Source organism: Methylobacterium sp. Leaf465, assembly GCF_001424705.1.
Classification (GTDB): Bacteria; Pseudomonadota; Alphaproteobacteria; order Rhizobiales; family Beijerinckiaceae; genus Methylobacterium.
The window spans coordinates 1-13,671 of the sequence record NZ_LMRA01000015.1; the positions used below are offsets into that span (position 1 = coordinate 1).

Sequence of the window (13,671 nt, forward strand, 5' to 3'; positions counted from 1 at the left end):
CGCCATCGCCACACGCTACGAGAAGACGACCGTCAGCTTCATGGGCGTCCTCTGTCTTGCCGCGGCCCTCGATTGGCTCAAGCGATGACAGACCCTAGAAGCCTGCTTGCCATAAATGTCGTGATTCGCAGGAAGGTATGATTGAGCGGTCGGAGCCCGAGTCGGCTTCCCGAAGGAACGGATTGGAACCGTTATGAAGGTGTAAAAAACGCGACTGGGCCGCACGGGCTAGAGACCCAATTGCGACCCAGCGTAGATTTGAGCAGCTCTGGTTACGGAATTTGCTGCTAAGTCATTGAATTCGTTGGTAGCGAGGGAGGGATTTGAACCCCCGACACAAGGATTATGATTCCTCTGCTCTAACCAGCTGAGCTACCCCGCCGAACCGCGGCCGCCGAAGATCGTGGCCGCGATGAGATCGGCGGTATAGGGAACCCCGCCGTGACGTGTCAACGGGGTCGGACAGGGGAAAATGGCCGGCCCCGCGTGAAGGTCAGAGCCGGGTGCCGAGGATCTCGGCGACCTGGGGGATGTCCTTGTCGCCACGTCCGCAGAGATTGACGACCAGGAGGTGATCCTGGGGCTTCTGCGGGGCCAGCTCCCCGACCTTGGCGAGGGCGTGGGCCGGCTCCAGGGCCGGGATGATGCCTTCCAGCATCGAGCACTGCTTGAAGGCGTCGAGCGCCTCCTGATCCGTCGCCGAGAGGTAGGTGACGCGGCCGGCCTCGTGCAGCCAGGCGTGCTCGGGGCCGATGCCCGGATAGTCGAGGCCGGCCGAGATCGAATGCGCGTCCGCGATCTGGCCGTCGGCGTCCTGGAGCAGGTAGGTGCGGTTGCCGTGCAGCACGCCGGGCTTGCCGCCCGACAGCGAGGCCGCGTGCAGGCCGCTGGAGATGCCGTGTCCCGCCGCCTCGACGCCGTACATCGCGACCTCGGGATCGTCGAGGAAGGGATGGAACAGGCCCATGGCGTTGGACCCGCCGCCGATGCAGGCGACGAGGGAATCCGGCAGCCGGCCCTCCATCTCGAGCATCTGCTGCTTCGTCTCGCGGCCGATGATCGACTGGAAGTCGCGCACCATCGCCGGGTAGGGGTGCGGACCCGCCACCGTGCCGATGCAGTAGAAGGTGTCGGCGACGTTGGTGACCCAGTCGCGCAGGGCCTCGTTCATCGCGTCCTTGAGGGTCTTGGTGCCCGACTGCACCGGCACCACCTCGGCGCCCAGCATCTTCATGCGGAACACGTTGGGCGCCTGCCGCGCCACGTCGACGGCGCCCATGTAGACCACGCATTTCAGGCCGAAGCGGGCGCAGAGGGTGGCGGTGGCGACGCCGTGCTGGCCGGCGCCGGTCTCGGCGATGATGCGCGGCTTGCCCATGCGGCGGGCCAGCATGATCTGGCCGAGCACGTTGTTCACCTTGTGCGAGCCGGTGTGGTTCAGCTCGTCGCGCTTGAAGAAGATCTTCGCGCCCTGCCCCGGGGCGGCCTGCGCGCGCAGGTGCTCCGTCAGGCGCTCGGCGTAGTAGAGCGGGCTCGGCCGGCCGACATAGTGGGTCAGGTGGCTGTTCATCTCCGCCTGGAAGGCCGGATCGGCCTTCGCGGCCGTGTAGGCGGCCTCCAGGTCGAGGATCAGCGGCATCAGCGTCTCGGCCACGAAGCGTCCGCCGAAGATGCCGAAGCGGCCGCGCTCGTCCGGGCCGTTGCGGAACGAGTTCGGAGGGGGAGCGATGGTCACGGGCATGGTCCTTGTCAGCTCTGCGTTTGTCGATAGGCCTAGACCCGCGCGGGGGGCGGCGACAATGCGGCCAACGCGTCGAATCGCGAAATCCGGGCCTTTGGGCGCGGAAAGCGAGGGGTCCCCGGCCGGGAGCCCCCTGCCCCCTCAGCCCCGGGCCGCCGCGATGAAGGCGGCGATCCGGTCCGGCGACTTCTCGCCCGGCCGGGTCTCGACGCCCGAGGACACGTCGACGGCGCGCGCGCCGGTGCGGGCGAGCGCCGCCGCCACGGTGCCGGGGGTGAGGCCGCCCGAGAGCATGTAATCCGCCGGCAGGACCGCGCCGTCGAGGAGATCCCAGTCGAAGGCATGGCCGTTGCCGCCGGGCAGCAGGGCCTCCGGGGGCGCCTTCGCGTCGAGGAGGATGCGGTCGGCCACCCCCGTATACAGGGGGACCGCGTCGAGATCCGCCGAGGTGGCGACGCCGATGGCCTTCATCACCCGGCGACCGGTCACGGCGCGGATGGCCGCGACGCGCTCCGGCGTCTCGTGCCCGTGGAGCTGGATCCACTCGGGGTCGAGGGCCGCGACGGCGGCCGCCAAAGCAGCGTCGTCCGGGTCGACGAGGAGCACCACCCGCTCGGTCCGGCCCTTCGCGCGCGCCGAGAGGGCACGGCCGGTCTCCAGGTCCACGTGCCGGGGGCTCTTGGGGAAATGCACGAACCCGACGAGATCGGCGCCGGCCTCCAGGGCGGCGTCGAGGGTCGCCGCCGTGCTCAGCCCACAGATCTTGATCGCGATGGTCGCCATGGGTGCCGCGGCTCGGGGCGTGCCGCCGGCCTCAGTGCGGCGCCGGCAGGGCGACGCGGTCGGGGGCGTTGCGGTAGATGCCGTTCGGACCCTCGTTGGTCGGCGCCGGCGCGTAGGTCTTCAGGCGGGCGGTCTCGCTCTCCAGGCGGCGGATCTCGCGGCGGCGCGCGGCGCTGGTGCGGCGGGTGCCCGCCTGCCCGAGCCAGGCGCCGCAGCCGCCCAGAAGGACGCCGATCGCCACCGCGATGAACAGCAGCAGGTAGAGCGGCAGCGCCGCGCTGAACACCGGCATGTCGGGCGAGACGGGATCGAAGGACACCCGCACCACGTCGCGGTTGGCCACCGCGAAGGCGACCACCAGGATCGCCACGGGAAGCAGCACCAAGCCCTTGAGGAAGCGGATCATCGAGAGGAACTCCGAGCGTTGGGGACGGGGCGGATCAGGACGCGGCGGCCGCGCCGTCCCCGATACCGGCCTCGTTGAGGCGCAGGCGCATCTCCTTGCCCGTCTTGAACACGGGGATGGCCTTTTCCGAGACGGCAACGGCCGCACCCGTCCGCGGGTTGCGCCCGCGCCGCGCATCGCGACGCTTCACCGAGAAGGCCCCGAAGCCGCGCAGCTCGACCCGGTCGCCGCGGGCCAGGGCATCCGCGATGGTGTCCAGGATCGCGTTCACCAGGGTCTCGACGTCCCGCTGGTAGAGATGCGGGTTCTGCTCGGCGATCTTGAGCACGAGCTCCGACTTGATCATGCGAGGGCCTTCACGAAGTCATGCACGAATGGGGTGGCGCGAACCCTCAGCGGGCGGCGTCCGCGGGCCCGGGCCGCCAGAGGACCAGGAGTCCGCCCTGGGCCAATCCCGCCGTCTCGTCGCCGACCTGGCGCAGACGCGCCGCGACGCCGTCGAGCCCGACGAGGTCGGCCCCGAGGCCGAGGGCGGACCACAGGCGAAAATCGCTCTTGGCCGTCGGCTTCCAGTCCAGCACCGGCAGGTCCTTGGCCACGCCGCGCTCGGATTCGAGCCAGGCGATGGCCTGCCGTTCGCCGCCGAGACCGTCGACGAGCTTCAGGGGCACGCTCTGGCGGCCGCTGAACACCCGGCCGTCGGAGACGGTGGCGAGTTCCTTCTCGGTCATCTTGCGCCGGTCGGCCACGAGCCCCTTGAACCACGCATAGGTGTCGCCGACGACCGCCGCGAGGGCGGCGCGGGCCTCGGGCGAGGTGGGCGTGAAACCCGACGGTTCGGCCTTGAGGGGGGCCGACTTCACGGATTCGACCTTGACCCCGACCTTGTCGAGGAGGCCCGACAGGTCCGGATACTGGAACAGGACGCCGATGGAGCCGACCAGCGCGGTCTCGCGGGCGACGATGTGGTCGGCGGCGATGGCCGCGATGTAGGCACCGGAGGCGGCGGTGCCGTCGACGAAGGCCACCATGGGCTTCTTCTCGGCGAGCGCCCGCAGGTTGCGGTAGAGTTCCTCGGAGCCCGTGGTGGTGCCGCCCGGCGAGGAGATCGACACCACGACGCCCTGAACGGCGCTCGCGTCGCGGACGCGCGCGATCAGCTTGGTGGTGGATTCGCTGCCGGCGATGAATCCGCCCACCGAGATCCGGGCGATCTGCGGACGGACGCTGCCGAGGCCCAGGGCCTCGCCGCCGCTGCGGACCCGCAGGCCGACCGCGCCGACCGCGACCACGAGACCGCCGATCCCGAGGACGCGCCAGAGGGAGAGCTTGCGGCGCAGGCGCCGGCGATCGATCAGAAGTTCGGCATCCGCGGCCATGCGCTGGTTACGCTCCCTCACGTGCCGGCTCGGCCGGCTGATGTTTCCGGACGCCAGGGTCTGGACGCCGGGTTTCCCGGCGCCGAGGTCCGAACGCTCGGCCGGTACGCGCCGGCCTCCGCCTGCGCGCCGAACCTTGTCCCACACTCCCCGCCGATTTGCATCAAGCCTTTGGCAGCTATCGGCCTTTGGCAGCGATCGGCTTCGACACATCCCGGCCCTGGATGCCTCACGCGTCCTCCGGCGTGAGGCCGCGCCCGATCCGTCACGGGCTCGTGTTCTAGCCTTGCCGGACACGGACCGACAAGGGGCTGGCGGCGGCTCCGCGCGGCTCCGGGGGAACGGGGTCCGCGCACGAAAAACGCCCGCGCGGGAGGCGATCCCGCGCGGGCGTCGATGGAGTCTGCGAGGATCCCCGGTCCCAAGGGACCGGGGGAGACGCGGGACGGATCAGTCCTGCGACTCGTCCTTGTCGTCGCTGGTGCGGGCCTTCTTGAAGGCCGCGCCCAGGATCTCGCCGAGCGAGGCACCCGAATCGGTCGAACCGAACTGGGCCATCGCCTCCTTCTCTTCGGCCATCTCGAGGGCCTTGATCGAGAGCTGGACCCGGCGCGCCTTGCGGTCGAACTGGATCACGCGGGCGTCGAACTTCTCGCCGGCGGCGAAGCGCTCGGGGCGCTGGTCGCCACGGTCGCGGGCGAGCTCGGCCCGGCGGATGAAGGTCGTCAGGTCGGTGTCGACGATCTTCACGTCGACGCCCGAATCCTTCACGTCCACCACTTCGCAGGTCACGATCTGACCCTTCTTGAGGTCGCCGGCTTCCGTGAAGGGGTCGCCGCCGAGCTGCTTCACGCCGAGCGAGATGCGCTCCTTCTCGACGTCGACGTCGAGAACCTGGGCGCGCAGCATGTCGCCCTTCTTGAACTCCTCGATGACCTGCTCGCCGGGACGGTTCCAGTCGAGATCCGACAGGTGGACCATGCCGTCGACATCGCCGTCGAGGCCGATGAACAGGCCGAACTCGGTCTTGTTCTTGACCTCGCCCTCGACCTCGGAGCCCACCGGATGCTGCTCGGCGAAGGCCTCCCAGGGGTTCTGGAGGGTCTGCTTGAGGCCGAGCGAGATGCGGCGCTTGACCGGATCGACCTCGAGGATCTGCACTTCCACTTCCTGCGAGGTGGAGACGATCTTGCCCGGGTGGACGTTCTTCTTCGTCCAGGACATCTCGGAGACGTGGATCAGGCCTTCGATGCCCGGCTCCAGCTCCACGAAGGCGCCGTAGTCGGTGATGTTGGTCACGCGGCCCTTGAGCTTGGCGTCGACCGGGTAGCGCTGGGCGATGCCCTCCCACGGATCGGCCAGCAGCTGCTTGATGCCGAGCGAGATGCGGTGGGTCTCGTGGTTGATCTTGATGATCTTGACCTTGACCGTCTGGCCGATGGTCACGACCTCGGACGGGTGGTTCACGCGGCGCCACGCCATGTCGGTGACGTGGAGCAGGCCGTCGATGCCGCCGAGATCGACGAAGGCGCCGTACTCGGTGATGTTCTTGACGACGCCGTCGATGACCTGGCCTTCCTCGAGGTTGGCCACCAGCTCGGAGCGCTGCTCGGCGCGGCTCTCCTCAAGGACGGTGCGGCGCGACACGACGATGTTGCCGCGGCGGCGATCCATCTTGAGGATCTGGAACGGCTGCGGGGTGCCCAGCAGCGGGGTGACGTCGCGCACGGGGCGGATGTCGACCTGGGAGCGCGGCAGGAACGCCACGGCGCCGTCGAGGTCGACGGTGTAGCCGCCCTTGACCTGGTTGAAGATCGCGCCGGTGACGCGCTCGTTGGCCTCGAAGGCCTTCTCGAGCTTGACCCAGCTCTCCTCGCGGCGCGCCTTGTCGCGCGAGATGACGGCCTCGCCGAGGGCATTCTCGATGCGGTCGACATAGACCTCGACCTCGTCGCCGACGGCGAGTTCGCCTTCGCGGCCGGGGCCGTTGAATTCCTTGAGGGCGACACGGCCTTCCGTCTTGGCGCCGATGTCGATGACGGCCACGTCCTTCTCGATCGCGACGACGCGACCCTTGACGACGGACCCTTCGGTGATCTCGTGTTCGAGGAAGGACTCCTCGAGAAGAGCGGCGAAATCGTCGCGGCTCGGGCTACGCTGCAGGGCGTTACCAGCGGTCATTCTGTCTCCTGACAGGCCTCATCGGGAGGCCGGCATCGGCGGCTCGTGTGACGGGACACCCTCGACGTCGCCACCCGGGGTCACGGACCCGACGGGCTCAACCTCCCGGAGGAGGGCCGACGCATTCTCAAACGATGGTCGAGAGCGATCCTCCAAACGGAGCGTGGCCCGGCGGGACGGCCGAGCCTCGTGGAATCCATTCGGAGAACGCGGGTTGCATAGCGGATTGCCGACCATCCGGCAACTGGCTGCCGGCCCTCCGCCCCGGAGCCCGGAAACGAAAAATCCCCGCGGCGGGGCCACGGGGATCGGTCGGCGCGGTGCGTGCGGGGCGCCTCAGTCCTCGTCGTCGTCCTCGGTGCTGCGCATGCCCTTGAGCTTCGCGAACACCGAATCGGCGTTGAGCTTCTCGTCGCGGGCGCTGCGGTGATGCGCGTCGGCCTCGGTGTAGTCCGTGGCCGTCGACACCTCGGTCGGCAGCAGCGTCGCGCCGCCATCCACCGGCATGTTGGCCGGACGGTCCTTGGCCGAGCGCTGAACCTCGAAATCGAGGTCGATCTGGGTGCAGAGGCCGAGGGTCACCGGATCCATCGGCTGTAGGGAGCCGGAATTCCAGTGGGTGCGCTCGCGGATCTGCTGGATCGTCGACTTGGTGGTGCCGACGAGGCGGATGATCTGCGCGTCCTTGAGCTCGGGGTGGTTGCGCAGCAGCCAGAGGATGGCGTTCGGCCGGTCCTGGCGGCGGGAGAGGGGCGTGTAGCGCGGTCCCTTGGTGGTGCGCTTGACCTCGGGCAGCTTCACCTTCGAGACCGCGACCTTGAGCTTGTAGTTGGGGCTCTTCTGCGCCTTCTCGATCTCGTCGCGGGTGAGCTGGCCGGTGGTGATCGGATCGAGGCCCTTGATGCCCGCGGCGACCTCGCCGTCGGCGATCCCCTTTACCTCGAGGGGGTGCAGCTTGCAGAAATCGGCGATCTGCTCGAAGGCCAGCGAGGTGTTCTCCACCAGCCATACGGCGGTGGCCTTCGGCATCAGCGGGCCTTGCGACATCGGGCTACTCCAACTGGTTCGTGCGGGACGGGTCCGGGGCGCCGCCGACAGGGCGTCGCTCGCTCCGGCCTCGACTGGCCGGCAGCATCCCGTCTCAACGCTGCAATAGGGAAGCGCCGTCTATACAGGTTCCGATGGGGTCAGCGCAATTGCGATCCGCTGGTCCCGGACATCCGGGACGCGCGCGTCAGGTGAAGAGGCTCGACACGCTGGATTCCGTCGCCGTCCGTCCGATGGCCTCGCCCAGGAGCGGCGCGATGGTGGCGACCCGGATGTTGCGGGCGAGCTTGACCGCCTGGGTCGGCTGGATCGAGTCGGTGATGACGAGCTCCTTCATCCGCGAGGCGGCGATGCGGGAGACCGCGCCGCCCGAGAGCACCCCGTGCGTGATGTAGGCGGAGACGTCCTTGGCGCCGGCATTCAGGAGGGCCTCGGCGGCGTTCACCAGGGTGCCGCCGGAATCCACGATGTCGTCGACGAGGATGCAGGAGCGTCCCTCGACCTCGCCGATGATGTTCATCACCTCGGACTCGCCCGGACGCTCGCGGCGCTTGTCGACGATGGCCAGGGTCGCGTCGATGCGCTTGGCGATGGCACGGGCGCGGACGACGCCGCCGACATCCGGCGACACCACCATCCAGTCCCGGGGGTCGAGGCGCTCCTTGATGTCGCGCACCATCACGGGGGCGGCGAACAAGTTGTCTGTCGGGATGTCGAAGAAGCCCTGGATCTGCCCGGCATGGAGATCGAGGGTCATCACGCGGTCGGCCCCGGCCTCGGTGATGAGGTTGGCCACGAGCTTGGCGGAGATCGGGGTGCGGCCCGAGGTGCGCCGGTCCTGGCGGGCATAGCCGAAATACGGGATCACGGCGGTGATGCGCCGCGCCGAGGAGCGGCGCGCGGCGTCGATCATGATGAGCAGTTCCATCAGGTGATCGTTGGCCGGGAACGAGGTCGACTGGACGATGAACACGTCCTCGCCGCGCACGTTCTCTTGGAGTTCGACGAAGATTTCCATGTCGGCGAAGCGCCGCACCATGCACTTGGCCAAGGGCAATTCGAGGTAGGCCGCGATGGCCTCGGCCAGGGGGCGGCTCGCGTTGCCGGCGATGATCTTGATCGAGGACTTCATGCCGGGGTCTTCATCTCGCGATCCTGGAGGGCCGAGCCCGTGCCGAGGTTGAGGCCGTCGTTGCGGCGCTGCATAACAGCCGCAACCCCGGCGTCACAATGCCTTCACGTCCGTTCCGAAGTCAGGTTTCGCACATCAGGGCTCGAGCAGCCGGTGCAGATGCACGATGAAGTAGCGCGTCTGGGCGCTGTCAACCGTCGACTGTGCCTTGGCCTTCCAGGCGGTCTGGGCCGAGGCGTAGTCCGGAAAGATGCCGACGATGTCGAGATCCTTGAGGTCGCGGAAATTCACGCCGTCGAGACTCTCCAACTCGCCCCCGAAGACGAGATGCAGTCTCTGTGCGCTGTCGATCGTCGTCGTCATTCCCGCATCTCCTTCCGCCCGGATCCGGCGCCATCCCGGAAGGCACGAGGCGTGCCGCCGGTGCGGTCGCAAACGCCGCCGGGTTCGTCAACCCGATCCGCGTGCCGCGCAACACGCAGGCCCCCTCCCCGCCGGCCACGGTGCACAGGCGTTGCCGCCCGGCAACCGGTCCTCAGAGGTCGAATAGGCTTCCCTGCCGGGCCAGGGGCGCCGGGACGTCCGCTGGCGGCGCCGTCCCGGCAGCCGTCGTCGGGGCGGTCTTGGTCGCGGCGGTCTTGGTTGGGGCGGGCTTGGTCGGGGCGCTCTTCTTCCGCGCGGCCTTCGGGGGATCCGCCGCGGCGGGGGCCGCGGCGTCGCGCGGCGCGACCTCGACGAAACCGTCTGTGAATTCCAGGGTCATGTGCGGCGCGGCCTGCGCCGCCGCGCGGATCGCCCGCCCGTCGGCGTCGCGCACCAGGGCGTAGCCGCGGGCCAGGACGGCCCGGTAGCCGAGCGAGCCGAGGAGGCCGGAGAGGCCTGCCAGGCGGTCGGCGCGGCGCTCCGTCGAGCGGATCCCGGCCCGGACCAGCCGCGCCTGCAGGGCGTCGAGGCGATCGCGGCTGCGGACCTGCTCCGCCCGCGCGCGGCTCACCGTTCCCGCCCGGGCGATGACGAGGCGGCGACCGAGATAGGACAGCCCCTCCCCCTTGCGCGCCATGTCGTGGCGCAGGGCCGCGCCGGGACGGTCGCCGATGCGGGCGACGCGTCCCTGCGCCTGGGCGAGGGCCAGGGTGGGCGGATGCCGGGCGAAGCGCTCGACGAGGTGCGAGACGCGCAGCCGGAACACCCGGGCGTTGCCGGCCAGCGCCGGGCCGAGCCGTGCTTCGGCGAGGTCGAGGCGCTGGCGCTTGGCCGCCAGGAAGGCGTCGACGTCCGGCATCGCCCGCACCAGGGCGCGCAGGTCGCTGCGCTCCCGGTCGAGGCGACGCTGGACCGCCTCACGCTGGCGCCGTCCGAGATCGACCACTGCGGCGACGAGGTCGGCCCGCACCGGAACCGCCATCTCGGCGGCCCCCGTCGGGGTCGGAGCCCGGCGGTCGGAGACGAAGTCGATCAGGGTGGTGTCGGTCTCATGGCCCACCGCGGAGATCAGCGGGATCGTCGAGTCCGCGGCCGCCCGCACCACGCATTCCTCGTTGAAGGCCCAGAGATCTTCGATCGAGCCGCCACCCCGCGCCACGATGAGGACGTCGGGCCGGGGAATCGCGCCGCCGGGCGCCAGCGCATTGAAGCCCCGGATCGCCCCCGCGATCTCCTCGGCCGCCCCCTCCCCCTGAACCCGCACGGGCCAGACCAGGACCGGCCGGGCGAAGCGGTCCGCGAGCCGGTGCAGGATGTCGCGGATGACGGCGCCGGTGGGCGAGGTCACCACGCCGACCACGCGCGGCAGGTACGGGATCGGCCGCTTGCGCTCGGGCGCGAACAGGCCCTCGGCGGCGAGCACGCGCTTGCGCTCGTCCAACAGCGCCATCCAGGCCCCGACGCCGGCGGGTTCCAGGGTCTCGATGACGATCTGGTACGAGGACTTGCCCGGGAAGGTCGTGATCCGCCCGGTGGCGACCACTTCGAGCCCTTCCTGAGGCCGCTGGCGCAGGCGGTTGAAGGTGCCCTTCCAGACCACCGCGTCGATCCGGGCGCTGCCGTCCTTGAGCGAGAAGTAGGCGTGGCCGGAGCTGTGCTGGCCGCGAAAGCCCGAGATCTCCCCGCGCAGGCGGACGTGACCGAAGGCATCCTCCAGCGTCCGTTTCAGCGCGGAGGCAAGGTCTCCGACGGACCATTCCGGCACGTTGGAGACGGGTCCGGATCCGGAGGCGGCTTTGGCGGGCGGAGGAGGAACGGCCATGGCGGCGGACGCTATGGCCGGCGTCGCCTCAGGTAAAGGGATCGGCCGCGCCGCTCCGGGTCATACCCGGCGCTTCACATCAGGATGGAGAGGATGACCAGCACGGATGCCACGGGCACGGCGCAGATCGCCAGGGCCATGCGCCAGATCGGCAGATTGTCGAGGTTGCCGTTGTCGTTGCAGGCGCGCACGGCAACGCGTCCGTGCGTGACGTAATGCGCGAGGCTGACACTCCGGGAGGGAGTCGGCGCCACCAAAAACGGAACGGATTTGCGACAGCCTGGCATAATCCTCATAACGTCGTCCGGAGCGGTTCGTTCCACGCTGAAAGTCCGAGAACACACGGAGGCCGAACCAGGTTCGCGGACCGCTTCCCGTGCACAGCGCGAGTGTCGACGGCGAATCGGACTTTTCAACGAACGGCTTTTGGGGAACATCACCCCTCATGAACATCCTCCTCATCGGTTCGGGCGGGCGCGAGCACGCCCTCGCCTTCGCCCTCGCCAAGAGCCCCCTCTGCACCCGCCTGTTCACCGCACCGGGCAATCCCGGCACGGCCGCCTTCGGCGAGAACCGCCCGGAGCTCGACGTGTCCGACCATGCCGCCGTGCGGGCCTTCTGTTCGGGCGAACGCATCGGCCTCGTGGTGGTCGGGCCCGAGGCCCCCCTGGTGGCGGGCCTCGTCGACGACCTGCAGGCTGCGGGCGTCCGGGTGTTCGGCCCGACGAAGGCCGCCGCCCAGCTCGAGGGCTCCAAGGGCTTCACCAAGGACCTGTGCGCCGCAGTCGGCATCCCCACCGCCGCCTTCGCGCGCTTCCAAACTCTCGAGCCGGCCCTGGCCTACCTCGCCGCGCAGGGCGCCCCCATCGTGGTGAAGGCCGACGGTCTGGCTGCCGGCAAGGGTGTGGTCGTGGCCGAGACCCGCGAGCAGGCGGAGAGCGCCGTGCGGGCCCTGTTCGAGGAGCCCGGCGCCGAGATCGTCATCGAGGAATGCCTGTTCGGCGAGGAGGCGAGCTTCTTCGCCCTGTGCGACGGCACCCGCGCGGTCCCGGTGGGCACGGCCCAGGACCACAAGCGTGTCTTCGACGGCGACCGCGGCCCCAATACGGGCGGCATGGGCGCCTACTCGCCCGCAACCATCCTGACCCCGGCCCTGGAGCGGGAGGTGATGGAGACCATCATCGCTCCGACTCTCGACGGCATGCGTGCGCGGGGCATCCCCTTCACCGGCATCCTCTATGCCGGGCTGATGCTCACTGCCGACGGGCCGAAGCTGATCGAGTACAACACCCGCTTCGGCGACCCGGAGGCCCAGGTGCTGATGCCGCGCCTCGCCTCCGATCTCGTACCGGCGTTGCTGGCGGCCTGCGAGGGCGACGTGTCCGGGATCAGCCTTGAATTCGACGAGCGGCGTGCCGCGCTCACGGTGGTCATGGCGGCGGCCGGCTATCCCGGAGCGGTTCTGCGCGGCTCGGAGATCCGCGGGATCGAGGCCGCGGGCGTGAGCGACGAGGTCCTGGTGTTCCAGGCCGGCACCCGCGCCGAGGGCGGGCGCCTGCTCGCCGACGGGGGCCGGGTGCTCGCCGTCACGGCCCTGGGCGAGAGCATGATGGAGGCGCAGGCACGCGCCTACGCGGCGGTGGCCCGGATCGACTGGCCAGAGGGCTTCTGCCGGCGCGATATCGGCCGCCGCGCCGTCGCCCGCGAGGTCGCGGGCGGCGGGATCTGAGGTTCGGCGGTCAGCGCCGCTTGTTGCCGCGGGGGCCAGTGGGCACCACCGTGTTGCCCCGGTTCTCGGCCCGCAGGATGCGCCAGCGCGCCACCCGTTCCGGGTCGAGGCGTCCCTCGGCCACCGCGTCCTGCACGGCGCAGCCGGGCTCGTGGGCATGGGTGCAGTCTCGGAAGCGGCACGCGGGAGCCAGCTCGGTGATCTCGGCGAACAGGGTGTCGATCCCCTCGGCCGCATCTCCGAGCTGGAGCGAGCGGATCCCGGGCGTGTCGATCACCCAGCCGCCGCCCGCGATGGCATGGAGCGAGCGGCTCGTCGTGGTGTGCCGGCCCTTCGCATCGTGCTCCCGAATGCCCCCCGTCGCCTGCGGCGCCGCGTGGCCCGGGCCCGCCAGGGTGTTCACGAGGGTCGACTTGCCGACCCCCGAAGAGCCGACCACCGCCACGGTGCGGCCGGGGCCGCACCAGGGGCCGAGCCGCGCCGCTGCTCCAGATTCGCGGGGGTTCACCAGCACCACGGCGAGATCGCGCTGCAGGGCCTCGGCTTCGCGGCGATAGCGCTCCGCATCCTCGCAGACATCCGCTTTGGTCAGGACGATGACCGGCTCGGCGCCACCCTGGTTGGCGAGGGCAAGGTAGCGCTCCAGCCGCGTCGGATTGAAGTCCAAATTGCAGGACGTGACGATGAAGAGCGCGTCGACATTGGCCGCCGCGAGCTGCGGCGTGGCGCTCCCTTCCCGCCGCCGCTCCAGCACGGTGCGACGGTCTAGGCGTCGGCGCAGCATCTGCGTCCCGGCCTCGACCAGGACCCAGTCGCCGACCGCGTAGTCGCCGGTGTTGGTGTGGACCGGCAGCATGAGTTTGAGCGGCCCCGCCTCCGCGAGGGCGCCCATGCGGGCGCGGTGCACGGTGGCGACGCGCTGGGGCACGAGGGCCGCCTCGTCGGGCCGGCACTGGTCCGCGAAGAAGGCGGACCAGCCGAGTTCGGCCAGGGTATGGACGACCGTCAAGACGCGCGACCCAGTCGCG

At 70.1% G+C, this 13,671-nt stretch carries 12 protein-coding genes, 1 tRNA gene and 1 pseudogene; 2 read left to right on the forward strand and 12 right to left on the reverse strand.

The genetic code is table 11. From position 1 onward, the window contains the following. Nucleotides 1-88: pseudogene (locus ASG51_RS24115) on the forward strand (IS5/IS1182 family transposase); the annotation flags it as partial. Between the two features lie 217 nt (nucleotides 89-305). On the opposite strand, the gene ASG51_RS11560 reads toward ASG51_RS24115, so the two are convergent. The 11 genes from ASG51_RS11560 to xseA all read right to left on the reverse strand — a co-directional run bounded on the left by ASG51_RS11560 (nucleotide 306) and on the right by xseA (nucleotide 10,914). Beyond that, a tRNA-Met gene (locus ASG51_RS11560) sits at nucleotides 306-382 on the reverse strand. Between the two features lie 111 nt (nucleotides 383-493). After that, nucleotides 494-1,735, reverse strand: coding sequence for a tryptophan synthase subunit beta (trpB, locus tag ASG51_RS11565; RefSeq protein WP_056213099.1), 1,242 nt, complete (start codon nucleotides 1,733-1,735; stop codon nucleotides 494-496). 147 nt (nucleotides 1,736-1,882) lie between these two features. Then, nucleotides 1,883-2,524, reverse strand: a complete 642-nt coding sequence (locus ASG51_RS11570; RefSeq protein WP_056380957.1) for a phosphoribosylanthranilate isomerase — start codon at nucleotides 2,522-2,524, stop codon at nucleotides 1,883-1,885. Between the two features lie 31 nt (nucleotides 2,525-2,555). Then, on the reverse strand, nucleotides 2,556-2,930 hold the full coding sequence (locus ASG51_RS11575; RefSeq protein ID WP_056212950.1) for a LapA family protein: 375 nt from the start codon (nucleotides 2,928-2,930) through the stop codon (nucleotides 2,556-2,558). Between the two features lie 34 nt (nucleotides 2,931-2,964). Continuing rightward, complete coding sequence (ihfB, locus tag ASG51_RS11580) at nucleotides 2,965-3,276, reverse strand: integration host factor subunit beta (RefSeq protein ID WP_056212948.1); 312 nt, start codon at nucleotides 3,274-3,276, stop codon at nucleotides 2,965-2,967. Between the two features lie 46 nt (nucleotides 3,277-3,322). Continuing rightward, entirely contained in the window at nucleotides 3,323-4,309 is a 987-nt protein-coding gene (gene sppA, locus ASG51_RS11585; protein WP_056212946.1) for a signal peptide peptidase SppA, read from the reverse strand. A gap of 450 nt (nucleotides 4,310-4,759) precedes the next feature. Then, nucleotides 4,760-6,490, reverse strand: a complete 1,731-nt coding sequence (rpsA, locus tag ASG51_RS11590; protein ID WP_056212944.1) for a 30S ribosomal protein S1 — start codon at nucleotides 6,488-6,490, stop codon at nucleotides 4,760-4,762. Nucleotides 6,491-6,826: 336 nt separating this feature from the next. Further along, the gene (locus ASG51_RS11595) at nucleotides 6,827-7,537 is read right to left on the reverse strand and encodes a cell cycle transcriptional regulator TrcR (RefSeq protein ID WP_056212942.1); all 711 of its coding nucleotides are present in this window, start codon (nucleotides 7,535-7,537) and stop codon (nucleotides 6,827-6,829) included. Nucleotides 7,538-7,724: 187 nt separating this feature from the next. Beyond that, nucleotides 7,725-8,669: a ribose-phosphate pyrophosphokinase gene (locus tag ASG51_RS11600; RefSeq protein ID WP_055959118.1), complete on the reverse strand. Its 945-nt coding sequence runs from the start codon at nucleotides 8,667-8,669 to the stop codon at nucleotides 7,725-7,727. Nucleotides 8,670-8,804: 135 nt separating this feature from the next. After that, on the reverse strand, nucleotides 8,805-9,032 hold the full coding sequence (locus ASG51_RS11605; protein WP_056380959.1) for a DUF4170 domain-containing protein: 228 nt from the start codon (nucleotides 9,030-9,032) through the stop codon (nucleotides 8,805-8,807). Nucleotides 9,033-9,204: 172 nt separating this feature from the next. Next, nucleotides 9,205-10,914: an exodeoxyribonuclease VII large subunit gene (xseA, locus tag ASG51_RS11610; RefSeq protein WP_056380961.1), complete on the reverse strand. Its 1,710-nt coding sequence runs from the start codon at nucleotides 10,912-10,914 to the stop codon at nucleotides 9,205-9,207. Nucleotides 10,915-11,359: 445 nt separating this feature from the next. On the opposite strand from xseA, the gene purD reads away from it, so the two are divergent. Beyond that, nucleotides 11,360-12,643, forward strand: a complete 1,284-nt coding sequence (gene purD, locus ASG51_RS11620) for a phosphoribosylamine--glycine ligase (RefSeq protein ID WP_056212935.1) — start codon at nucleotides 11,360-11,362, stop codon at nucleotides 12,641-12,643. 10 nt (nucleotides 12,644-12,653) lie between these two features. On the opposite strand, the gene rsgA is transcribed toward purD, so the two are convergent. Continuing rightward, nucleotides 12,654-13,652: a ribosome small subunit-dependent GTPase A gene (gene rsgA, locus ASG51_RS11625; protein WP_056380965.1), complete on the reverse strand. Its 999-nt coding sequence runs from the start codon at nucleotides 13,650-13,652 to the stop codon at nucleotides 12,654-12,656. Nucleotides 13,653-13,671 lie beyond the last annotated feature (19 nt).

Coding starts and splice junctions, on each gene's coding strand:
- ihfB (WP_056212948.1), bottom strand. CDS start 3,276: ATGATCAAGTCGGAGCTCGTGCTCAAGATCGCCGAGCAGAACCCGCAT.
- rpsA (WP_056212944.1), bottom strand. CDS start 6,490: ATGACCGCTGGTAACGCCCTGCAGCGTAGCCCGAGCCGCGACGATTTC.
- ASG51_RS11600 (WP_055959118.1), bottom strand. CDS start 8,669: ATGAAGTCCTCGATCAAGATCATCGCCGGCAACGCGAGCCGCCCCCTG.
- xseA (WP_056380961.1), bottom strand. CDS start 10,914: ATGGCCGTTCCTCCTCCGCCCGCCAAAGCCGCCTCCGGATCCGGACCC.
- sppA (WP_056212946.1), bottom strand. CDS start 4,309: ATGGCCGCGGATGCCGAACTTCTGATCGATCGCCGGCGCCTGCGCCGC.
- ASG51_RS11605 (WP_056380959.1), bottom strand. CDS start 9,032: ATGACGACGACGATCGACAGCGCACAGAGACTGCATCTCGTCTTCGGG.
- ASG51_RS11570 (WP_056380957.1), bottom strand. CDS start 2,524: ATGGCGACCATCGCGATCAAGATCTGTGGGCTGAGCACGGCGGCGACC.
- purD (WP_056212935.1), top strand. CDS start 11,360: ATGAACATCCTCCTCATCGGTTCGGGCGGGCGCGAGCACGCCCTCGCC.
- ASG51_RS11575 (WP_056212950.1), bottom strand. CDS start 2,930: ATGATCCGCTTCCTCAAGGGCTTGGTGCTGCTTCCCGTGGCGATCCTG.
- ASG51_RS11595 (WP_056212942.1), bottom strand. CDS start 7,537: ATGTCGCAAGGCCCGCTGATGCCGAAGGCCACCGCCGTATGGCTGGTG.